The following is a 21,605-nucleotide window of genomic DNA, read 5'->3' on the forward strand; positions in this document are numbered from 1 at the left end:
GAGTTCACCGATATGGCGGAAGTAGAGCAGACGCTGGAAAATTTGCGCACCCGGGAAGAGGGGCCGTTTGTGGTGCGGCTGACGCGCGAGCCGGGCAAGCGTGAGAGCCGTTTTATGCATCTGTTTAGCGGAGAGGTCAGTGAAACCGAACTGGCTGAAAGCCGCCTGGCTGACAATGATCATAGCGACGAGCTGGCCGCACGCGTTGAGACACTGGAAACTGAAGTGGCCGCGCTGAAACAGCAGCTGGCTGAACTGCTGGCAGCAAAAGGAGGCTGATATGACCACGCAACTGCGGGTAGGGATGGTTGGCTTAGGTAGCATTGCGCAGAAAGCCTGGCTGCCGGTGGTGAGCAAAACCGACGGCTGGATATTAGCCGGTGCCTTCTCCCCGAATCAGCAAAAAGCGCAGGTCATCTGCGACAGCTACCGCATGCCCTGTTATTCCAGCCTGCAACAGCTGGCGGCGCAGTCAGATGCGGTATTCGTCCACAGCAGTACGCCAACTCATTTTCAGATTGTCGCTGAGTTATTGCGTGCCGGGGTGGATGTCTGTGTGGATAAGCCGCTGGCGGAGACGTTAAGCGAAGCGGAACAGCTGGTGGAACTGGCGCATAAGCGAGGGCGTAAGCTGATGGTAGCGTTTAATCGTCGTTTCGCCCCGCGCTACCTGCAACTGAAAGCACAGCTTTCTGGCTGTGTGTCGATCAGGTTGGATAAGCATCGGAGCAACAGCGTCGGGCCGCATGATTTACGTTTTACCCTGCTGGATGATTACCTGCATGTGGTCGATACCGCGCTATGGCTTGGCGGCGGCGCGTGCAGCCTGCGTGACGGCACGTTACAGATTAATGACGCCGGTGAGATGCTGTATGCCGAGCACCATTTCAGCATGGGTGACTGCCAGCTGACCACCAGCATGCACCGCCGCGCCGGTAGCCAGCGCGAATCGGTGATGGCGGTGTGCGACGGTAGCGTTTATCACATTAACGATATGCGTGACTGGCAGCAGGAAACGGACGGCAAGCTGTTGATCGATCCGATTCCCGGCTGGCAAACCACTCTGGCGCAGCGCGGTTTTGAAGGTGCGGCGCGACATTTTATCGACTGCGCGAAAAATCAGACCATGCCGCAAACCTCCGGTGAACAGGCACTGCTGGCGCAGCGCGTGGTGGAAAAACTGTGGCGTGAAGCAGATAAAGAATAATCTGTTGTAACAAACGTTTGTGGTTATTTCTCTGCGTACCAGTAGACTAGCCGCTGTTTATCGGGCGAGATCAGCTCGTCCGGGCGGTTAGCTACCGGAATCTCTTTATTTTCAGGAATTGCAGTAAACCATGAACCTGTTGAAATCGCTGGCTGCGGTCAGCTCGATGACGCTATTTTCGCGCGTACTGGGCTTTGCCCGCGACGCGATTGTGGCGCGCGTATTCGGTGCCGGAATGGCCACTGACGCCTTTTTTGTCGCATTTAAACTGCCCAATCTGTTACGGCGCATCTTTGCCGAAGGGGCATTTTCGCAGGCATTTGTGCCGATCCTCGCGGAATATAAAAGCAAGCAGGGTGAAGAGGCCACCCGGGTGTTTATCGCTTATGTCTCGGGATTACTGACGCTGGTGCTGGCGATTGTCACCTTTATCGGCATGATTGCCGCTCCCTGGGTGATTCTGGTCACTGCACCGGGTTTTGCCGATACTGCGGATAAATTCGCCTTAACTTCCTCGCTGCTGCGGATTACTTTTCCCTATATTCTGTTGATATCACTGGCGTCTCTGGCCGGGGCGATCCTGAATACCTGGAACCGTTTTTCCGTTCCGGCGTTTGCCCCGACTTTGCTTAATGTCAGTATGATAGGGTTTGCACTGTTTGCTGCGCCGCATTTTAATCCACCGGTGCTGGCGCTGGCGTGGGCGGTGGTGGTCGGCGGCGTATTGCAGCTGGGATATCAGCTGCCACATCTGAAGAAAATCGGCATGCTGGTGATGCCGCGCCTCAATCTGAAAGACGCCGGTGTCTGGCGGGTGATGCGTCAGATGGGGCCGGCCATCCTCGGGGTCTCAGTCAGTCAGATTTCGCTGATTATTAACACTATTTTTGCCTCATTTCTGGTATCAGGTTCGGTCTCGTGGATGTATTACGCCGACCGTCTGATGGAGTTTCCTTCGGGCGTGCTGGGCGTGGCGTTAGGCACTATTCTGCTGCCGTCGCTGGCGAAAAGCTTCTCCAGTGGTAATCACGATGAGTATTCGCGGCTGATGGACTGGGGATTACGCCTCTGTTTTCTGCTGGCGCTGCCAAGCGCAGTAGCACTGGGCATTCTGGCGAAGCCGCTGACCGTTGCACTGTTTCAGTACGGTAAATTCACTGCCTTTGATGCTTCAATGACGCAGCAGGCACTGATTGCTTACTCCGTCGGCCTGATGGGGTTGATTGTGGTTAAGGTGCTGGCACCCGGTTTCTACTCGCGTCAGGATATTAAGACCCCGGTAAAAATTGCGCTGGTGACGCTGGTAATGACGCAGCTGATGAACCTGGCGTTTATTGGCCCGCTGAAGCATGCCGGTCTGGCGTTGTCGATTGGTCTGGCGGCTTGTCTGAATGCGGCTTTGCTGTACTGGCAGTTGCGTAAGCAGCAGATTTTCCACCCGCAGCCGGGCTGGTTTAGCTTTTTGCTGCGCCTGATCATCGCCGTACTGGTGATGGCGGCGACGCTGGTCGGTATGAATCAGCTGATGCCGGCATGGGATAGCGGCAATATGGCCTGGCGGCTGGTGCGGCTGGCGGCAGTCTGTGCTGTCGGCGGCGGGGTTTATTTCCTGATGCTGGGGCTGATGGGCTTTCGTCCGCGCGACTTTGCCCGGCGCACGGTGGCATAAGGCTGAAACCCAGGGGAGCCGTTTTCGCTTAATGCTGATCGATTAAGGAAAAATCACCGCGATCTCCGGAATATCGTAGGGGAGCCGTTTTCGGCTCCGGTCCTGATGGACCTCAGGATGCTTATCCTCGGCTCGGGCGGCGAAAACGCCGCCCCTGCGGGATCAAAGTTTACGGCTGCTAAACGCTGAGGGCTGCGCCTGACCATCCGGGCCATAAAACGCCTGTGACTGGTGAGGTTTCAACAGCGCCAGCGCCTGCTCATTATGTGTTATTTGCTGGTTGAGCAGCATGCCGTTGTGCTGATTGGTGTCGTGCAGTTTCATCGTGCGTTGCTGGATAGTTTCCCAGCGCTGGTTCAGTGTGGCCTGAGCAGAATAGGGCGCAATCAGGCCCGCCTCTTTTTCTGCCCGACAACGCATTTCATCAAGGTAGTTTAGGGTGCTCAGCAACGAGCTTTTGTCTTCAGTAATGCGCTGAAGTAAGCTGCCGTTAATCCGACCGGCAGAGAGCTGCTGCTGCTCGGCTTCCATGACTTCCGCCAGAGACGAAAGCACTTCCAGCATTTTATCCAGCGCGGTCAGTAATGGGTTCATAAAGGTTAGTTACCCTGCAAGTAGTCTTTAGTTTCCTGGATCAGCGCGTCGGCAATTTTACCGCTGTCCATTTTCAGCTCGCCGTTACGAATGGCCGATTTCAGCTGCTCAACGCGGGCAAGGTTAATATCCTGGCTACCCGGCTTCATCAGCTGAGACTGGGCGTCGCTCAGTTTCACCTGCGTACCCGCTTCGCTGGTTTTTGCACTTTCACTCTGGCGCACTTTGCTGGTGGCTGCGTCGTGAGTTTCACGTGGCTGGACAGTGCTGACCGGTTTCGTTGCTTGAGTTCTGTCGATGCTCATCATCTGGCTCCTGTAGGTTCAGGCAAAATAGGCGCTAATAGTACTAGGTTTGTTAATCTCACTATCGGCAGAAAAAGCCCCGGCTTTAGGGGTTTATAGCGTTATCAGAATATTCCCATCCGCAGCCACTTTCCCGTTAACTATCTGACCATTCCCCATCCTGACTCTTACCGACTGCGCCACGACAGCATTATTCAGCGCCCGGCCTTCACCGCTGGCATTAAAACCTTCTCCCTGTGCTATCACCAGCACGTTCTGACCGGCTTTAACCCGCCACGGCTGACGTACCATTGATAGCGTAATCGCCTGTCCCGGCGAAATATCCCGCACGCTGATGGCGTCGATCGCTTGCTGTGGATTTAACACTGCGCGAGCCGGCAGGATATCGAGGCGCCCGCGTTTTAACTGCAGATCTGCGGTGCTGACTGCGCTGCCACGCGTGATCTGACGTGCGGCGATCACATACTGGCCGCTGACCTGCACCTGTACCTGCAAATAACGACGCTGTTGAGCACAGCTGGCCGCAACGCTGATATTGCCCCACGGGCGACTGTTGCCCGGCAGTGAGAACTGCGGAGTCTCACACGGCGGCCACTGCGCGGCGGGCGTGCGCAGTACAACCTGCATATCGCGCGCATGCTGTGGATCACGCGCTTTAAAAAACTGATTGAGCTGCGCGGCTAAATCCGCAGCCGATGCCTGAACGCTTAACAAGCCCAAAAAGCCCGCCAGCAGAGGCGTTGCGCGATGCATTGTCCTCTCCCCATTTTCTGATATGCCGCTGATTCTACTCGCCTGCTCCTCAGCCCAAGCCGGAAAATAGCGACGCTTTTTAGCGCTATTCATTCGATAGCCCTTCCCCTTGCGCGCTTATCCTGTCCGCTCGAAATTCTCACTTTGCGGAGGAAGCATGCTCGACAAACTGGATGCAGCTCTGAGTTTTGGCACCGAAGCGTTAAACCTGCGGGCCCAACGTCAGGAGATTCTGGCGTCCAACATCGCTAATGCCGACACGCCTGGCTATCAGGCGCGTGATATTGATTTTTCCAGCGAACTGAAACGTGCGCTTGAACAGGGTCGTGCGCAGGGGACTGGATTGTCGCTGGCGGTGACGTCGGCACGTCATATTCCGGTGCAGAATCTGCAGCCACCGTCACTTGATCTGATGTACCGCATTCCTGACCAGCCAGCGATGGATGGCAATACGGTGGATATGGATCGCGAACGTACACAATTTGCAGACAACAGCCTGAAATACCAGACCGATCTGACGCTCATCAGCGGCCAGATTAAAGGGATGATGAACGTCCTTCAGGGGCAATAAGTTATGTCACTTCTCAATATTTTTGATATCGCCGGTTCGGCGATGACTGCACAGTCACAGCGAATGAACGTCAGTGCCAGCAACCTCGCTAACGCCGACAGCGTCACCGGTCCCGATGGCCAGCCGTATGTCGCGAAGCAGGTGGTGTTCCAGGTCAATGCAGCGCCGGGGCAGGCCACCGGTGGGGTAAAAGTGGCGCAGGTGATTGACGATCCGACGCCAGCAAAATTGGTGTATCAGCCCGGCAATCCGCTGGCGGATGCCAAAGGCTACGTGAAAATGCCCAATGTCGATGTGGTGGGCGAAACCGTTAATACCATGTCCGCGTCGCGCAGTTACCAGGCCAATGTGGAAGTCCTCAACACCGTCAAATCGATGATGATGAAAACGCTGACCCTCGGTCAATAACAGAGAAGCACAATGGGCATTGCAGTAAACGTCAATCAGTCACTGGATAACACCAGTATCAGCAGCACCAGCAGTTCGACCGCCAGCAGCGCGTCCGACCTGCAAAGTAACTTCCTGACGCTGCTGGTCACCCAGCTTAAAAATCAGGATCCGACCAACCCGATGGAAAACAACGAGCTGACCACCCAGCTTGCGCAGATCAATACCGTTAGCGGTATTGAGAAGCTGAACACCACCCTCGGTTCGATCTCCGGCCAGATTAACAGCAATCAGTCATTACAAGCTTCCACCCTGATCGGCCATGGCGTGATGGTTGCCGGTTCGCAAATTCTGGCGGGCAGCGGACAGACCACGCCGTTTGGATTTGAGCTGGCGAGCGCCGCAGACAAGAGCACGGTCACCATCAGAGATGCCAGCGGCACTGTGGTTCGCACACTGGATTTAGGCAGCCAGACCGCCGGCGTTCATACCTTTAGCTGGGATGGCACGCTGACCGATGGCACCACCGCGCCGGACGGCAAATACAGCTTTACGCTGGCGGCCAGCAATGGCGCCGATCAACTGGTGGCGCAGCCACTTAATTATGCCTTAGTGAACGGTGTCACTACCGATTCCAGTGGGGCAATTTTAGATCTTGGCACCATGGGCACCACCACGCTCGATGCGGTGCGCCAGATCATTTAATCATTATTATTACGCTTCTCAGGAGTGACACATGGCATTTTCACAAGCGGTCAGCGGCTTAAATGCGGCAGCCAGCAATCTCGACGTCATCGGTAACAATATCGCGAACTCCGCGACCTCCGGTTTTAAATCCAGCACCGTCTCATTTGCCGATATGTTTGCCGGTTCAAATGTCGGTATGGGGGTAAAAGTCGCGGGTGTGATTCAGGACTTTAATGACGGCACGCCAACCACCACCAGCCGTGGACTTGATGTGGCAATCAACCAGCAGGGTTTCTTCCGCATGGCGGACAGCAGCGGTGCGGTTTATTACAGTCGAAATGGCCAGTTTACGCTGGATGCGAATCGCAATATCGTCAATATGCAGGGTCTGGCGCTGACCGGTTATCCGGCCGCCGGTAGCCCGCCAACCATTCAGACCGGGGCCGATCCGGTTACGCTGAGCGTGCCGACCACCCAGATGACGGCGAAAGCGACCTCTGGCGGATCGCTGGTCGCGAACCTGAACTCATCGGCTACCGCGCCAGAAGTGGCGACGTTTAACGCCGCTGACAGTGCCAGCTTTAATGCGAAAAGCACCATCACCACCTTCGACTCGCTGGGTAACGCGCATACCATCGACCTCTACTTCGTGAAAAGCAGCACTCAGGACAATACCTGGGCTGTCCATCCGGTTGACTCCAGCACCGGTACCGAGACCGATGCCTTTAACATGACCTTTAATTCCAACGGCATCATGACCTCTGATGCGGTGCATAAAATCAATATGGGCGAATTAAACGGTTCTGACGCGCAGACCTTTGACCTCAGCTTCCTCAACAGTATGCAGCAGAACACCGGTGCCAACACCTTTGGTAACCCGATTCAGGATGGTTACAAACCGGGCGAACTGACCAGCTACCAGATTAACGACGATGGCACGGTGGTCGGCAACTACTCCAATGAGAAGAGCCAGGTACTGGGTCAGATCGCGCTGGCTAACTTTGCTAACCCGGAAGGGCTTTCCTCTCAAGGCGATAACGTCTGGGCATCCACTGACGCATCGGGTCAGCCACTGCTGGGCCTGGCGGGTACCGGTAACCTCGGCACGCTGACCGCCGGCGCGCTGGAGTCTTCCAACGTCGATCTGAGTAAAGAGCTGGTGAATATGATTGTCGCCCAGCGTAACTATCAGTCGAACGCTCAGACGATTAAGACTCAGGATCAGATCCTCAACACGTTGGTTAACCTGCGTTAATTCGCTAACGGGATGGCCTTATGGATCACGCGATATATACCGCAATGGGCGCTGCCAGTCAGACGCTCAATCAGCAGGCGGTCACCGCCAGCAACCTCGCCAACGCCGCGACCCCAGGCTTCCGCGCGCAGCTGAATGCGCTGCGCGCGGTGCCGGTCGAAGGGTGGTCATTACCCACGCGTACGCTGGTGACCGCATCGACCCCGGGTGCGGATATGTCCCAGGGCAGTATGGATTACACCGAACGCCCTCTGGACGTGGCGGTGCAGCAGGATGGCTGGCTGGCGGTGCAAACCGCTGACGGCAGTGAAGCCTATACCCGCAACGGCAATATGCAGATTAGCCCGACCGGTGAGCTGACTATCCAGGGCAACCTGGTGATGGGCGACGGCGGGCCGATTGCCATTCCGCAAAATGCGGAAATCACCATTGCCGCTGACGGTTCGATTACCGCGCTGAATCCGGGCGATCCACCGAACGCCACGGTGCAGCTCGGTCGCTTAAAGCTGGTGAAAGCCGATGCGCAGGACGTGACGCGCGGTGATGACGGCATGTTCCGTCTTACCGCCAGTGCGCAACAGCAGCGTGGCGCGGTACTGCAAAACGACCCGACGGTGAAGGTGATGCCGGGAGTGCTGGAGGGCAGTAACGTCAAACCCGTGGAAACCATGGTCGATATGATCGCCAACGCGCGCCGTTTCGAGATGCAGATGAAAGTCATTTCCAGCGTCGACGAAAACGAACAACGCGCGAACCAGATCCTTAACATGAGCAGTTAAGGACAAAGGAAAACAACATGATTCGTTCTTTATGGATAGCTAAAACCGGTCTTGATGCCCAGCAGACCAATATGGACGTTATCGCCAACAACCTGGCAAACGTCAGCACTAACGGCTTTAAACGCCAGCGTGCAGTATTTGAAGATCTGATGTATCAGACTCTGCGTCAGCCGGGGGCGCAGTCCTCCGAACAGACCACCTTACCGTCTGGTTTACAGATCGGTACCGGCGTGCGGCCGGTGGCGACTGAACGTCTGCACAGCCAGGGCAACCTGTCGCAGACCGACTCGTCGAAAGATGTGGCGATCAATGGCCAGGGTTTTTTCCAGGTGCAGATGCCGGACGGCTCGCTGGCGTATACCCGTGACGGTTCGTTTCAGACTGACCAGAACGGCCAGCTGGTGACCAACGGCGGTTTCCCGATCCAGCCTGCGATCACCATTCCGGCCAATGCCCTGAGCATGACCATTGGTCGTGACGGTACGGTGAGTGTCACTCAGCAAGGACAGACCCAGCCGGTGCAGGTCGGGCAGTTAACCCTGAGCACCTTTATCAATGATGCGGGTCTGGAGAGCGTGGGTGAGAACCTGTATCAGGAAACTCAGGCATCAGGCGCGCCAACCGACAGTACCCCAGGTCTGAACGGTGCGGGTTTGCTGTATCAGGGCTATGTGGAAACCTCCAACGTTAATGTCGCGGAAGAGCTGGTCAGCATGATCCAGACCCAGCGCGCCTACGAAATTAACAGTAAGGCGATCAGCACCTCCGATCAGATGTTGCAGAAACTGACGCAGCTGTAACGCCGCGGAAGCGGGAGTAAGGGCGGACAGCGGTCCGCCTTCATAACAGACTTTTAAAAGGTAGTGATTCCGTGGCGAAGCAATCCGATCTCAAGCCTGGACGTTGGTTAGTGGCAACGTTGCTGCTGACCCTCAACGGTTGTGCCTTAGTTCCGCGAACACCTCTGGTGGAAGGCTCGACAACGGCTCAGCCGCTGCCCTCTTCGCCACCGATGGTTAACGGATCGATTTTTCAGGGCGTGATGCCGATGAACTACGGCTATCAGCCGCTGTTCGAGGATCGTCGCCCACGCAATATTGGCGACACCCTGACCATTACATTGCAGGAAAACGTCAGCGCCAGTAAGAGTTCTTCGGCTAACGCCAGCCGCGACGGCAGCTCTTCCGTGGGGCTGACCGCAGTACCCCGTGCGCTGACCGGACTGCTGGGCGGAGATAAAACCGCACTGTCTGGCGAAGGCAAAAATGACTTTGCCGGAAAAGGTGGCGCCTCCGCCAATAACACCTTTACCGGCACCATTACGGTGACGGTCAATCAGGTGTTGCCGAACGGCAATCTGAAAGTGGTGGGCGAGAAGCAGATTGCCATCAATCAGGGCACGGAATTCATCCGTTTCTCCGGTGTGGTTAACCCACGCACCATCAGCGGCAGTAACTCGGTTGTTTCTACTCAGGTCGCCGATGCGCGCATTGAGTACGTCGGTAACGGCTACATCAATGAGGCGCAGAATATGGGCTGGCTGCAACGTTTCTTCCTGAACGCGTCACCGATGTAAGAGGTAGTAATGCGTAAATCATTTATTCTTCGCGCGGCATTTTCCCTGCTGCTTGGCGTCAGCACGCTGGCATCGGCGGATCGTATTCGCGACCTGACTACCGTGCAGGGCGTACGGGATAACTCCCTGATCGGCTATGGCCTGGTGGTCGGGCTGGATGGCACCGGTGACCAGACCATGCAGACGCCGTTTACCACCCAGTCACTGAATAACATGCTGTCACAGCTGGGGATTACCGTTCCGGCAGGCACCAATATGCAGCTGAAAAACGTCGCGGCGGTGATGATCACCGCCCGCTTACCGGCGTTTGGCCGTCAGGGACAGCAGATCGACGTAGTGGTCTCATCTATGGGTAATGCGAAAAGTCTGCGCGGCGGCACGCTGCTGATGACGCCGCTGAAAGGGGTGGATAATCAGGTGTATGCGCTGGCGCAGGGCAATATTCTGGTTGGCGGCGCAGGTGCTGCCGCCGGAGGCAGTAGCGTGCAGGTTAACCAGCTTAACGGCGGGCGCATCAGCGGTGGCGCGACCATTGAGCGTGAACTGCCGACCAACTTTGGCACCGCCAGCGTGATCAATCTGCAACTGAATGAAGAAGATTTCAGCATGGCGCAGCGGATTACTGATGCGATAAACAGCCGCAGTGGTTACGGTGCGGCGCAAGCACTGGATGCGCGTACCGTACAGGTGCGAACCTCGGCCAATAACAGTTCGCAGGTGCGTTTGCTGGCCGATATTCAGAATATTGATGTCTCTGTGCCGATTCAGGACGCGAAAGTGATTATCAACTCGCGCACCGGTTCGGTGGTGATGAACCGTGAGGTGACACTCAGCACTTGCGCTATCGCGCAGGGCAATTTGTCGGTCACCGTCAATCAGTCGCAAAACGTTAATCAGCCGGATACGCCGTTTGGCGGGGGGCAGACGGTGGTCACGCCGCAGACCCAAATCGATCTGCGTCAGGAAGGCGGCGCGTTGCAGCGGGTTAATGCCAGCGCCAATCTGAACAATGTGGTGCGGGCGCTGAATGCGCTGGGTGCAACGCCGATGGAGCTGATGTCGATTTTGCAGTCAATGCAGAGTGCCGGTTGCCTGCGCGCCAGACTGGAAATTATCTGATGAATGAATCGCAATCACTGATGAACGCGGCGTATGACAGCCAGTCGCTGAACGATCTGAAACGTCAGGCAAGTCACGATCCGAAAGGGAAAGCGTTACAGGTGGCGAAGCAGGTCGAAGGGATGTTTGTACAGATGATGCTGAAGAGCATGCGTCAGGCGTTGCCGCAGGATGGCATGCTCAGTACTGAACAGACGCGTATGTACACCTCCATTTACGATCAGCAGATTGCGCAGCAGATGGGTGCGAAAGGGCTCGGCCTCGCCGATACCCTTGTCAGGCAGATGAGTCCGGCGGCAAAGCCGGACGAGTCTGCCGGCACCGTGCCGATGCCGCTGGATAAGCATTTTATCAATAGTTTACCGCCGATTGAACTGGAGCAAATGGTGCGTCGCGCACTGCCGAAGTTACCGTCATCGGGGATGACACTCAGCGGTGACAGCAGCGAGTTTATTGCCCGGTTGTCTCAACCTGCGCAACAGGCCAGTGCCGAAAGCGGTATCCCGCATCATCTGATTCTGGCGCAGGCGGCGCTGGAATCGGGCTGGGGTCAGCGTCAGATTCTGACCCGGGACGGGAAGCCGAGCTACAACTTGTTTGGCATCAAAGCCAACAGCAGCTGGCAAGGCGATACCACCGAGATTACCACCACCGAATATGAGCATGGCGTGGCGAAAAAAGTGCAGGCCAGTTTCCGCGTCTATAGCTCCTATGCTGAAGCGTTAACCGATTACGTCAGATTGCTGAGCACCAATCCACGCTATGCCGCGGTAGCCAGTGCGCACACCGCCGAACAGGGTGCACACGCCTTGCAGGCCGCAGGCTACGCGACCGATCCGAAATATGCGCAGAAGCTGGTGGGAATGATCCAGCAATTCAAAAGCATGGGTGAAAAAGTGGTGAAGGCGTACAGCAGCGATTTAAGCAAATTATTCTGAATTTCCTCTCAAGTTTTAAGGCAAAACGCCGATAACGTTAACAGGCCGGAGAGTGTGAAATGCGCACGCCGGCAACCGTTTTATCCAATGCCGGCCCGAATATTGTGCGGGATTACAAGGAACCGACATGTCCAGTTTAATTAACTCCGCCATGAGCGGTTTAAGCGCTGCCCAGGCGGCGTTAAGCACCACCGGTAATAACATCAGTAACTACAATGTTGCCGGTTACTCTCGTCAGACAACGGTTCTGGCGCAGTCACAAAGTACCCTCAGCGGCGGTAATTATTATGGCAACGGTGTGACGGTAACTGGCGTCAACCGCGAGTACGATGCATTTATTACGGCCCAGCTGCGCGGTGCCAGCGCGCAAAGCAGCGCCACCACCACCCAGTACAACCAGATTTCGACTATCGACGATATGCTGTCGACCTCGTCCAGCAATCTGTCCAGCACCTTGCAGGACTTTTTCACCAATCTGCAAAACGTGGTCAGTAACGCGGACGATCCTTCAGCACGCCAGACACTGCTGGGTAAAGCCGATGGACTGGTAAACCAGTTTCAGGTCACCGATCAGTATCTGCGCAGTCTGGACAGCAGCGTCAACACCTCGATTTCGTCCAGCGTCGACCAGATTAATAACTACGCCAAACAGATCGCTAACCTGAATCAGCAAATCAGCAAGCTGACCGGGGCAGGGGCGGGTGCCGAACCTAACGGTTTACTGGATCAACGCGACCAGTTGGTCAGCGAGCTGAACGATTTAGTTGGCGTAACGGTGTCGCAACAGGATGGCAGCTATAACGTGTCGATGGGCAACGGCACATCTCTGGTAAACGGCGCGAATTCCGGTCAGCTGGTGGCAATGGCCTCCAGCAGCGATCCCACCCGCACCACGGTCGGCTACGTTGATGCAAAGGCGGGCAATGTCGAGATCCCGGAAAAACTGATCACCACCGGCTCGCTGGGCGGTTTGTTAAGCTTCCGCAGTGAAAACCTTGATGCGGCACGCAACCGTCTTGGTCAGCTGGCAACCACCTTTGCTGACAGCTTCAACCGTCAGCATAAGGCCGGCGTCGACAGTAATGGTGATGCGGGTGAAGACTTCTTTACCATCGGCGGCCCGACGGTAATCAGCAACAGCAAAAACAGCTCGTCCACCACGCTCACTGCGCAGATGACCGACAGCAGTGCGGTGCAGGCCACCGATTACAATGTTACTTTCGACGGCACAAACTGGAACGTTACCCGCCTGTCGGATAACACCAGCGTGAAGGCAACTGCCGGCACCGACAAGGAGAGCGGCGAGCCAACGCTCAGTTTTGATGGTTTACAGATCAATATCAGTGGTAACCCGACCGCTAAAGACAGCTTTACGGTGAAGCCGGTCGCCAATGCCGTGGTGAATATGGATGTGGCGATCACTGATGAGGCCAAAATTGCCGCTGCCGCAGAAGCCGGTGGGGCCAGTGATAATCGTAATGCCCAGAAGCTGCTGGACTTGCAGACCCAAAAAGTGGTGAACGGTAACAGCACGCTGAGTCAGGCTTATGCCAGTCTGGTGAGTGATATCGGCAATAAAACCAATACGCTTAAAACCACCAGTACCACCCAGGATAACCTGGTCACGCAACTGACCAATCGTCAGCAGTCGGTTTCAGGGGTCAACCTCGATGAGGAATATGGCGATCTGCAGCGTTTTCAACAGTATTACATGGCGAATGCGCAGGTTCTGCAAACGGCGTCGGCGATCTTTAACGCGCTGATTGGCATTCGTGGCTGATTGAATTAAATAAGGATTAACGACCATGCGACTCAGTACCAGCATGATGTATAACCAGCAAATGAAAGGCATCTCTGATGCTCAGTCATCCTGGATGAAGGTGGGTGAACAGCTCTCCACGGGCAAACGGGTGATTAACCCCTCCGACGATCCGATTGCATCGTCGCGTGCAGTGGTACTGGCACAGTCCCAGGCGCAAAACAGCCAATACTCGCTGGCGCGTACCTTTGCTACCCAGAATATCTCGCTGGAAGAGAGTACGCTTTCCAGTGTGACCAGCAGTATTCAGGACGCGCAGCAACTGATTGTTAATGCCGGAAACGGTACGTTAAGCGACGATGATCGCGGCTCGCTGGCGACCGAGCTGGAAGGTATTCGCTCACAGTTGCTGAATATGGCAAACACCACCGATGGTAATGGCCGCTATATTTTTGCCGGCTATAAAAGCGATACCCCGCCGTTTGATGACAGCACGGGTAGCGTCAGTTATGTCGGCGGCAAAGAGGCCATCACACAAAAAGTCGATGCCAGCCGTACCATGACGGTCAGTCATACCGGTGACAGTGTGTTTATGTCGATCACTGGCAACTCGGTGAAAGAACCTGATGGCAGCAACAGCGAGAGCAGTCTGTTCAGCATGCTCGACAGCGCAATCACAGCCTTGCGCACGCCACAGGAAGGGGCGGATGACGAGAGCAAAGCTGATTTAAGCGCGGTCATCGATAAGACTAACCGCGGCTTGCGAAACTCGCTGAATAATGTGCTGACGGTGCGCTCGGAGCTGGGCACTCAATTGAGTGAACTGGATAACCTTAATTCACTCGGCGATGATCGTAGCCTGATCTACAGCACGCAGATGAGCGACCTTGTGGATGTTGATTATAACAGCACTATTTCGTCTTATATGATGCAGCAAACTGCGTTGCAGGCCTCTTATAAAACCTTCAGTGATATGTCGGGCATGTCACTTTTCCAGCTTAATTCGTAAACCCTCATCCATTTTTAACCTGCCTGAACCGGGTGCGTTTATTTTTTTCCGTTAGTCGCTAACCACGACTAACGGTTTTTTATCAGCTAACGCTTTTTATCCCAGTAGTGGCAAAAAAAGGATTTAAACCCTTTACGAATATCTTCGGCTCCTAACAGGCCGATCGACACACTCGCCAGGGTGCCCCAGTCGCGCGAAATATTCAGCAGGATTAACAGATCCACGACAAACCACGCCAAAATGGCACAGATTATCCCCTCCGAAATAGTCCGTCTCCGCGAGCAATTTCTGTAAATGTTAAACAGTAGTGACAGACTGGCAGCAATAAGAGCGTTGATGAGCATATTAATTTGTTCATCACTGAGAAAGTGCAGTGTAAAATTCCATGGTGTTGTTGGCAGCATAACAACTCCTTTAGTCAGAGTAATATTCAGGGCTAAGCTCTTAACATGATGCTGATCTTATCGAACATTCCAGAAATAAATCCCTTGCGGGGAGTCTCTTCTCGGCAGAAACGTATTTCTCTGGCGTGCTTTTCATTTATTTGATAACCAAAGCGCGGAATGGTGACAATAATATCAGTAAGCCCGATCGAAGAGAGTGCTTTTCTTAATAAATACACTTTCTGGATTAGCGCAGGTTCGTAATTAAAGTGACGATTACACTTTCCCCATAACAGTGTAATCAGTTCATCCTTATGCAATGGTTGCCACGACTCTGTGTGTAGCAGGGCTTCAAAACAGCGGCTTTGAGTATGAGTGAGGGTAAGGTTATCATGGTGGCGACAAGTAAACGTTCTGTTTTTCATGTCGTATTCAATGTTAGTGGTAATATGCACCTTTGTCATATCTCTCTCCATTTAAATATGCATTAAGTTCAGTTGCTCCTCCTGGCTGCTATCAGGGGAGTTCCGGGCGTGCCGGATTATTATTATGAAAAATATGTCTTCTTCAGATAACAGTGGCTGTCGTCAAGTTGTGATAAATCCCCTCCAGATCGACCGGAGGGGAAGGGAATCAGTGAGTTCCCGGGAAATAAGGGATGGATGAGTCGTCTTTATATCCTACAGTCACTATTCCATGATTGCCGTAAATGTCAGAAATTTCGAAAACTGAATTATTGATAACATTACTCCACTCATTAGTTTTGTACCTGCTCCCGGCGTCCGGACAACAGATTTGAATTAAGCTGACTGAGAAATAGGTATACGGCTGTTGAGTTTTATCGTCAATGAAATACTCATCGTTAAACACATAGCTCAGATTTTCAGGATCGCCAAATATAGCATATAAATTCCATTTTGCCCCTCCGCCATAGCCAGCGTAGTAATAATAATCATGAGGTTTCCATATTGGCGTCCACAAATTAAGCAGGAAGTCATTACCAGGGATGCCGATTAATGCACTGGCTGGTGACAATAAAGGGAAGTTAGTGTCATAGCCATAGGATCCGCCAGAATATACTGCACCAGAATTCTTGATCGACTTAAATGCTGGATGTTCCTTAATGAACTCATAGCGAAATTCCTGATTAAATATATAGCAGTCAGGTCTTTGTTGGAAACCATTGAAATAATGTTTATCTGATTTTTCCTGTGCGGTTTGAGTCCAGAAGTTTACGTCAGAATAATTAATGCTTTGCCAGGTGCTAATACCCAGTTGTTCACGATTTTCAGTGCTGCCTGCGACATTGGGTAAATCTAACTGCGCATAAATATCATAGGTAGCGCCTGTCTCAGCAGTGGAAAAATAAACCACGGCGATCGATTCATTATCATCCTGAGTGAACGTGCTGTCAGCCTCATTAATTTCAGTCTGTGGTGAAAGATAGATAGCGTGCCTCTGCTCCTCATTGTCACTGCTCCACAGGGCAGCAGTTAACTGCGCGGTATAATCGGACATGGTAATAGTATAATTCTTGTTGACAAAACTCGCGTTGGTATTGATGTTTTCTATCGACTCACCATCAAAAGATAATGCAATGCCGGTTACACGATGACCATCTTTTGCCTGAAACGATACATTTACCGGCAATTTATCATTGGCAGAAAATTCACTGTTGTTTAGCGGATGATTGATAACGACCCAGGATTTATCCTTAGGTGTCGGAATGGATAACAGATGCGTCGTGACAACCGCGTTATCTTCGCTATCGATAGCTGTGGCTTTCAGCGTGACATCCCCGGCGGGCAGACACCATTTCGCCTGCCAGTTAACCCGGCTGGTATTGCACGCGACAGTGTCAATCTCTGTTTCTTCCCCATTGAGCAGATAGCTGACCACCAGTTTTTTCAGCGGCGTGGCATCGGGTGCAGCGGCAAGAACCTCCAGCTCCACCGTGTTGAAGCTGTTCAGAGAGCGGGCGATGGGTTTGATAAAGCAAATCGAAGGGGTATATTGCACCACTTTGTCGTAATCACCTGCGACATTCCAGTAAGTCAGTCCGGTATTTTGATCGGACACCGGTTTCATCACCAGTTGGGTGCCGTCTTTCAGGAAAAACTTCAGGCGGCTATCTTTCAGCAACGCATCCTGACTCAGTTTAACCGGCTGGTTATCCTTATCCCACAGCAGGAGTCGCACTGTTGCCGGTGCCTGGTTCCATCCATTACTGTAGAGTACCGCGCCACGGGCGGAGTTATCCCGGTATTCAAAGTGAAACTCAGCAATCGAGGTGACTTTATCAGCATCATCTTCAATGAGTTTGCCATTAATGTCGGCGTTACTTTCGATGAACTTTGAAGGTTCGTCAGCTTTCATTTTAAACTCCATTTTATATGAAACCTATTAAGCCGTCTGGCTTAATGTTTACGGGCTTGTTTTTTAATAAAAATAACAACGGTAATTAAACGAGTAAAGGGAATTATTAATAAACAATATTTATATCGTGACGGTGTTTTTTTAACTGTGAGTTGTGAGTTAATTTATTTTTGTGATATCTTTTCAAACGGTAGCCCTGGCGATCATATTCGATGTTAGTGGTTATTTCTCTCCATTTTAACCCGCAAAGTTTTTTACTGGCCCCCTGACTTCCATCAGGGGGCGCGTCTTTATTTTTCTGGCGGGAATACTGGATTAAAAGAGTCACTCTTATATTGGGTGGTAATCGTTCCCCGGTTGCCGTAAATATCGATAATTTCAATCTTTGAATCGTGGTTAATCGCCTTCCATTGCCAGGCTACGGCAGCGGAACCCACTTCCTGACAACGTATTTGCGCCCGCCAGACTGAAAAATAGTCATAAGGCGACGTTGACTGGTCGGTGACAGCATGCTCGTCATTCATGGTAAAGCTGAAGATATCTTCATCCGCTTCGCCAGTTTTCAATTGCCATTCACTGCCTTGCTGGGTAAAGCCAATTTTTGCGCCGTGATTGTCATAAGGCTTAGCCAGCACCGTCCATGCATTAATATCAACGTTTGCACCTGCAGCAGAGCCGCTGTTATGCCAAAGTAAGGCACTCAGCGGCCGGGATGGATAAAACCAGGTTCCTCCTTTATCGCCAATAACACCACCGCGGAATGCTGTACCGATATTTCTGACAGAGAAAAAGGCAGGGTGTGCTGTCGGATATTTAAATCTGAATTCCTGAACAGTGAAGAGACAGTCTTTGAACTTATCATTGGCCTTGAAAGACGCTGGCGTACTGGCTGGCATTGCCTCGAACGTCCATTTACTGGTGTCGGCATAATCAATGGCTTCGAGGGACTCAATTTTAAGCTCCTGTTGGCCCTGAGTTGATCCTGATACTTCGGGTAAATCCAGCTCAGCATAAAAATCATACGATGAGACATCGTCTGCCGTGGCGAAATAAAGCACCGCGACTGACTGAGTGTCGTCTGTGCTTTCCTGTGGTGAGGATGCAATTTCAGCGACGGATTCATACTGATTTTGCTCTTTCCGGGGATTAATCCACCTGGTCTGGGTTGCATACTTTTGATCTGAAGCTGTTCCCATCGCTGACACTTTTAGCCTGCCGCTATCAGGCATCGTAATCGGGCGTTGATAGATGGAGAAAGTATTGCCATTAAGATTACTTCCATCAGCGTTAACTGAAACTCGGGTGAGTGTCTTGTTCTCATGAGCCTGGAAGACAATATTGGTTTTTATTTCCTCGCCGGGAGAGAAGGTATCCGCCTCGGTTGGGGTATTGATATTTACCCATGGGCGGTCCTTCGGCACGGGGACGGAAAAATCGTGTGTCGTGATAAACTCCTCGCCTTTATCATCAATGATTTTTGCCTGAAGGGTGAAGTCACCGGCTCTGAAGCACCAGCGTTTTGAGACATTAATGGTGGGGGAATCATAAGGCATATCATGAAATGCCCACTCGCCCGGATCCTTTTTATAGCTCAAAATTAACCTTTTGATCGAGGTGCCTGATCGCGCAGCGGCGATAACCTCAATATCAACAACATTAAATTCGTCTAAAACGTGTGTCGTCGGCTTGATGAATTTTACCGTCGTTTTATAATTAGCGGCCTGAGCAAAATCTTCCTCTTTGTCCCAATAGGTTAACCCTTTATTCTGATCCGATAGCGGTTTCATCTCCAGCCGCGTACCATCAAGTTTGTAAAACTTCAGACGTCCCTCTTTAAGAAGTTCACGTTGGCTTAGCTTAACGGGGTTACTTTTTTCATCCAGTAATGACAGACGGACTCTGACCGGTAACTGGTTTCGGCCATTATTATAAATGACTGCGGAACGAGCGGTGTCATTGTGACACTCCAGATGAAATTCGGAAATAGATTTGACTTTATCAGCGTTATCTTCAATGCAATCAGGGCTTTCACGGAAAAATGAGTTTTTTTCAGAATGCTGAGAGCTGGTCATTTAAATTCCTTTTTATATGATGAGCTAAATTTTTTAAATCAGACATTGAACTATGATAGCTCGGTTAATGTACATTTTTAATGGATCAAACTTTTATCACTTTGTTAATCATGACTTCTTTTTATACACCTTCCTGGCTTGCGCCAGGAAGGTGTTGCTGTTTATTTAGGTGGAAATATCGGTGTAAATGAATCGCTTTTGTATTGAATGTTTATCGTGCCATGGTTGCCATAGACATCGGCGACAAAGACCTGTGAGTCATTATGCACACTGTCCCAATACCACGGATGAGCATTATACCAGAGTTCCGGTGTACATATTTGTGAGCGATAAACGGAAACATAGTCATAAGGTGCTATTGCCGTATCAACAACGTAATTTTCTGTCGGCATGGCAAAAGCATAACCATATTCTTCATTATCAGTTTTTAATACCCATTGGTTGTTATTGGTCCTGTACCCAACGTTATTTCCCCATGAGGCATAAGGTTTTTCTAATACGCACCATGTATTAATATCAACATTGCCGCCTGCTTCATTGCCACTGTAATGCCAGAGCAGGCTGCTGACATCTGGGCCAGGATCGAACCAGGTCAACGGTTTTTCATGTAAATAACCGCCAGGCCATAATGTGCCGGTGTTTTTGATTAACACAAATGCAGGGTGTGCTTTCACGTAGGTAAATCTGAACTCCTGGCTGGCGTAAAAGCACTCTTTTGGCCACCAGTCATTGCCTTTGAAATATTTTCTCTCAGTGGTGTTCATTGCCTGAAATTGCCAGTCTGTTACCTCGGAGTAATTAATGCTTTCCCAGGTAGTAATGTCCAGCTGCTCACGCTGTTTAGTGCTGTCCGACACATTTGGCAAATCTAACTTAGCATAAAACTCATAGGTCGCCCCTGTTTCTGCCGTGGCAAAATAGACCACGACTACCGACTCATTCTCATCCAGTGTGAGCGCACTGTCAGCCTGATGAGTTTTAGCCTGTGGCGCAATGCTGATAGGGTGTGTTTGTCCATAGCCGTCAGCCGTAAATAATACGCCCATTAATTTTAGCGGGTAGTCAGTCATGGTGACGGTAAAACTTCGGTTATCAAAAGTTTTGTCGGTGCTAAACATCTCCATATTTTTATTGTCAATTTCTAAGCCGACTCTGCTTAATTTTTGATTTTCATGTGCCTGGTACGAAACATTCACTGTCAGCTTTTCATCTGGCGTAAATGTTGCATTATTCTTCGGCGCGTTAATAAAGACCCATGCTTTGTCCTTGGGCACGGGAATAGACAGTGTGTGGGTGGTCACGATTTCCAGACCTTTGCTGTCGGTGGCGGTGGCTTTCAGCGTGATCTCGCCGGCCGGCAGGCACCAGGTATCGGCCCAGTGAATGCGTGCGGTATCAATATTCAGTGACGTGATTTCACTTTCATTGCCATCAATACTGTAACTGACTACCAGTTTTTTTAGCGGTGTGGCGTCGGGGGAAGCGGCAAGCACTTCCAGCTCCACGGTATTGAAGACGGCCAGAGAGCGAACTGTCGGTTTGATAAAACGAATCGAGGGATTGTATTGCACTACTTTGTCGTAATCACCCGCGACATTCCAGTAAGTCAGTTCGGCATTTTGATCGGATACCGGTTTCATCGCCAGTGGGGTATCGTCTTTCAGGAAAAACTTCAGGCGGTTATCTTTCAACAGCTCATCCTGACTCAGTTTAACCGGCTGGTTATCCTTATCCCATAGCAGGAGTCGCACTTGTGCCGGTGCCTGGTTCCAGCCATTACTGTAGAGTACCGCGCCACGGGCGGAGTTATCCCGGTATTCGAGGTGGAATGCAGCCACTGAGGTGACTTTATCAGCATCATCTTCCAGCCGTTTGCCATTATCGCTGACGCCGTAAGGGGTGTAAGTAATAACCTGATCTTCTTCAACCGTCACCACGCTCTGTTTGGCGTCGGTGGTGATCATCTTCACTTCAGTATCCCCCTTATCCTGGCGCACCTCCGCGACGTTGCCGCCTGCGGCATAGCGCAGTGAGATATTTTTGTCTTTGGCCGCGTCCTGCTTCCCGTCACCGGCGGTGATCCATTCGTTAACCAGCTGGCTGGCCATGTAGTAGAGGCGGTGGGTTTCATCCGATTCGGTGATCTTCTGGCTGACCAGAGTATTG

General features: G+C 52.1%; 22 protein-coding genes. 14 read left to right on the plus strand and 8 right to left on the minus strand.

The annotated features are described in order from the left end of the window. The 3 genes from NG42_RS22860 to murJ all read left to right on the plus strand — a co-directional run. The coding region (locus NG42_RS22860; RefSeq protein ID WP_052897808.1) for a YceH family protein at positions 1-279 on the plus strand (279 nt) is incomplete at its 5' end. Position 280: 1 nt separating this feature from the next. Beyond that, a complete protein-coding gene (locus NG42_RS03235) occupies positions 281-1,207 on the plus strand; it encodes a Gfo/Idh/MocA family protein (protein WP_052897810.1) in 927 nt (308 codons plus the stop codon). A 130-nt stretch (positions 1,208-1,337) separates the two neighbouring features. Then, a complete protein-coding gene (gene murJ / locus NG42_RS03240) occupies positions 1,338-2,876 on the plus strand; it encodes a murein biosynthesis integral membrane protein MurJ (RefSeq protein WP_052897812.1) in 1,539 nt (512 codons plus the stop codon). Positions 2,877-3,038: 162 nt separating this feature from the next. Here murJ and flgN read toward each other — a convergent pair whose 3' ends face one another. The 3 genes from flgN to flgA form a co-directional block, all read right to left on the minus strand. Beyond that, the gene (gene flgN / locus NG42_RS03245) at positions 3,039-3,470 is read right to left on the minus strand and encodes a flagellar export chaperone FlgN (protein ID WP_052897814.1); all 432 of its coding nucleotides are present in this window, start codon (positions 3,468-3,470) and stop codon (positions 3,039-3,041) included. A gap of 5 nt (positions 3,471-3,475) precedes the next feature. Next, positions 3,476-3,775 carry a flagellar biosynthesis anti-sigma factor FlgM gene (gene flgM, locus NG42_RS03250; protein ID WP_052897816.1) on the minus strand — a complete coding sequence of 100 codons (300 nt, stop codon included), beginning with the start codon at positions 3,773-3,775 and terminating at the stop codon, positions 3,476-3,478. Positions 3,776-3,868: 93 nt separating this feature from the next. Next, positions 3,869-4,528, minus strand: a complete 660-nt coding sequence (gene flgA, locus NG42_RS03255; RefSeq protein WP_052897818.1) for a flagellar basal body P-ring formation chaperone FlgA — start codon at positions 4,526-4,528, stop codon at positions 3,869-3,871. A gap of 157 nt (positions 4,529-4,685) precedes the next feature. On the opposite strand from flgA, the gene flgB reads away from it, so the two are divergent. From flgB to flgL, 11 genes are all read left to right on the plus strand, one after another. After that, positions 4,686-5,099, plus strand: a complete 414-nt coding sequence (gene flgB, locus NG42_RS03260) for a flagellar basal body rod protein FlgB (protein WP_052897820.1) — start codon at positions 4,686-4,688, stop codon at positions 5,097-5,099. Positions 5,100-5,102: 3 nt separating this feature from the next. Continuing rightward, positions 5,103-5,507, plus strand: coding sequence for a flagellar basal body rod protein FlgC (gene flgC, locus NG42_RS03265; RefSeq protein WP_052897822.1), 405 nt, complete (start codon positions 5,103-5,105; stop codon positions 5,505-5,507). Between the two features lie 12 nt (positions 5,508-5,519). Further along, entirely contained in the window at positions 5,520-6,191 is a 672-nt protein-coding gene (flgD, locus tag NG42_RS03270; RefSeq protein WP_052897824.1) for a flagellar hook assembly protein FlgD, read from the plus strand. 31 nt (positions 6,192-6,222) lie between these two features. Further along, complete coding sequence (gene flgE, locus NG42_RS03275) at positions 6,223-7,428, plus strand: flagellar hook protein FlgE (protein WP_052897826.1); 1,206 nt, start codon at positions 6,223-6,225, stop codon at positions 7,426-7,428. 20 nt (positions 7,429-7,448) lie between these two features. Continuing rightward, the gene (locus NG42_RS03280) at positions 7,449-8,207 is read left to right on the plus strand and encodes a flagellar basal body rod protein FlgF (RefSeq protein WP_052897828.1); all 759 of its coding nucleotides are present in this window, start codon (positions 7,449-7,451) and stop codon (positions 8,205-8,207) included. Between the two features lie 17 nt (positions 8,208-8,224). Beyond that, positions 8,225-9,007 carry a flagellar basal-body rod protein FlgG gene (flgG, locus tag NG42_RS03285; RefSeq protein ID WP_052897830.1) on the plus strand — a complete coding sequence of 261 codons (783 nt, stop codon included), beginning with the start codon at positions 8,225-8,227 and terminating at the stop codon, positions 9,005-9,007. Positions 9,008-9,078: 71 nt separating this feature from the next. Beyond that, the gene (flgH, locus tag NG42_RS03290) at positions 9,079-9,783 is read left to right on the plus strand and encodes a flagellar basal body L-ring protein FlgH (RefSeq protein ID WP_052897832.1); all 705 of its coding nucleotides are present in this window, start codon (positions 9,079-9,081) and stop codon (positions 9,781-9,783) included. Positions 9,784-9,792: 9 nt separating this feature from the next. Continuing rightward, on the plus strand, positions 9,793-10,902 hold the full coding sequence (locus tag NG42_RS03295; protein ID WP_052897834.1) for a flagellar basal body P-ring protein FlgI: 1,110 nt from the start codon (positions 9,793-9,795) through the stop codon (positions 10,900-10,902). Beyond that, positions 10,902-11,840, plus strand: a complete 939-nt coding sequence (gene flgJ, locus NG42_RS03300; RefSeq protein ID WP_052897836.1) for a flagellar assembly peptidoglycan hydrolase FlgJ — start codon at positions 10,902-10,904, stop codon at positions 11,838-11,840. The genes NG42_RS03295 and flgJ overlap by 1 nt, the downstream gene beginning before the upstream one ends. A gap of 127 nt (positions 11,841-11,967) precedes the next feature. Further along, the gene (gene flgK / locus NG42_RS03305; RefSeq protein ID WP_052897838.1) at positions 11,968-13,620 is read left to right on the plus strand and encodes a flagellar hook-associated protein FlgK; all 1,653 of its coding nucleotides are present in this window, start codon (positions 11,968-11,970) and stop codon (positions 13,618-13,620) included. Between the two features lie 25 nt (positions 13,621-13,645). Further along, on the plus strand, positions 13,646-14,608 hold the full coding sequence (flgL, locus tag NG42_RS03310; protein WP_052897840.1) for a flagellar hook-associated protein FlgL: 963 nt from the start codon (positions 13,646-13,648) through the stop codon (positions 14,606-14,608). Between the two features lie 86 nt (positions 14,609-14,694). On the opposite strand, the gene NG42_RS03315 is transcribed toward flgL, so the two are convergent. The 5 genes from NG42_RS03315 to NG42_RS03335 all read right to left on the minus strand — a co-directional run. Continuing rightward, positions 14,695-15,012 carry a phage holin family protein gene (locus tag NG42_RS03315; RefSeq protein ID WP_053115627.1) on the minus strand — a complete coding sequence of 106 codons (318 nt, stop codon included), beginning with the start codon at positions 15,010-15,012 and terminating at the stop codon, positions 14,695-14,697. A gap of 32 nt (positions 15,013-15,044) precedes the next feature. Beyond that, on the minus strand, positions 15,045-15,455 hold the full coding sequence (locus NG42_RS03320; protein ID WP_162231012.1) for a winged helix-turn-helix domain-containing protein: 411 nt from the start codon (positions 15,453-15,455) through the stop codon (positions 15,045-15,047). A gap of 169 nt (positions 15,456-15,624) precedes the next feature. After that, a complete protein-coding gene (locus tag NG42_RS03325; protein ID WP_052897844.1) occupies positions 15,625-17,367 on the minus strand; it encodes a hypothetical protein in 1,743 nt (580 codons plus the stop codon). A gap of 290 nt (positions 17,368-17,657) precedes the next feature. Next, on the minus strand, positions 17,658-19,439 hold the full coding sequence (locus NG42_RS03330) for a hypothetical protein (protein ID WP_052897846.1): 1,782 nt from the start codon (positions 19,437-19,439) through the stop codon (positions 17,658-17,660). Positions 19,440-19,600: 161 nt separating this feature from the next. Beyond that, positions 19,601-21,605 (minus strand): hypothetical protein (locus NG42_RS03335; protein WP_162231013.1); only part of this gene is annotated, 2,005 nt, incomplete at its 5' end.

Source organism: Winslowiella iniecta, assembly GCF_001267535.1.
Lineage (GTDB): Bacteria > Pseudomonadota > Gammaproteobacteria > Enterobacterales > Enterobacteriaceae > Erwinia > Erwinia iniecta.

Bases quoted from the DNA above. Each gene is read 5' to 3' on its own strand.
- NG42_RS03235 (WP_052897810.1), top strand. From the start codon at position 281: ATGACCACGCAACTGCGGGTAGGGATGGTTGGCTTAGGTAGCATTGCG.
- murJ (WP_052897812.1), top strand. From the start codon at position 1,338: ATGAACCTGTTGAAATCGCTGGCTGCGGTCAGCTCGATGACGCTATTT.
- flgN (WP_052897814.1), bottom strand. From the start codon at position 3,470: ATGAACCCATTACTGACCGCGCTGGATAAAATGCTGGAAGTGCTTTCG.
- flgM (WP_052897816.1), bottom strand. From the start codon at position 3,775: ATGAGCATCGACAGAACTCAAGCAACGAAACCGGTCAGCACTGTCCAG.
- flgA (WP_052897818.1), bottom strand. From the start codon at position 4,528: ATGCATCGCGCAACGCCTCTGCTGGCGGGCTTTTTGGGCTTGTTAAGC.
- flgB (WP_052897820.1), top strand. From the start codon at position 4,686: ATGCTCGACAAACTGGATGCAGCTCTGAGTTTTGGCACCGAAGCGTTA.
- flgC (WP_052897822.1), top strand. From the start codon at position 5,103: ATGTCACTTCTCAATATTTTTGATATCGCCGGTTCGGCGATGACTGCA.
- flgD (WP_052897824.1), top strand. From the start codon at position 5,520: ATGGGCATTGCAGTAAACGTCAATCAGTCACTGGATAACACCAGTATC.
- flgE (WP_052897826.1), top strand. From the start codon at position 6,223: ATGGCATTTTCACAAGCGGTCAGCGGCTTAAATGCGGCAGCCAGCAAT.
- NG42_RS03280 (WP_052897828.1), top strand. From the start codon at position 7,449: ATGGATCACGCGATATATACCGCAATGGGCGCTGCCAGTCAGACGCTC.
- flgG (WP_052897830.1), top strand. From the start codon at position 8,225: ATGATTCGTTCTTTATGGATAGCTAAAACCGGTCTTGATGCCCAGCAG.
- NG42_RS03295 (WP_052897834.1), top strand. From the start codon at position 9,793: ATGCGTAAATCATTTATTCTTCGCGCGGCATTTTCCCTGCTGCTTGGC.
- flgJ (WP_052897836.1), top strand. From the start codon at position 10,902: ATGAATGAATCGCAATCACTGATGAACGCGGCGTATGACAGCCAGTCG.
- flgK (WP_052897838.1), top strand. From the start codon at position 11,968: ATGTCCAGTTTAATTAACTCCGCCATGAGCGGTTTAAGCGCTGCCCAG.
- flgL (WP_052897840.1), top strand. From the start codon at position 13,646: ATGCGACTCAGTACCAGCATGATGTATAACCAGCAAATGAAAGGCATC.
- NG42_RS03315 (WP_053115627.1), bottom strand. From the start codon at position 15,012: ATGCTGCCAACAACACCATGGAATTTTACACTGCACTTTCTCAGTGAT.
- NG42_RS03320 (WP_162231012.1), bottom strand. From the start codon at position 15,455: ATGACAAAGGTGCATATTACCACTAACATTGAATACGACATGAAAAAC.
- NG42_RS03325 (WP_052897844.1), bottom strand. From the start codon at position 17,367: ATGAAAGCTGACGAACCTTCAAAGTTCATCGAAAGTAACGCCGACATT.
- NG42_RS03330 (WP_052897846.1), bottom strand. From the start codon at position 19,439: ATGACCAGCTCTCAGCATTCTGAAAAAAACTCATTTTTCCGTGAAAGC.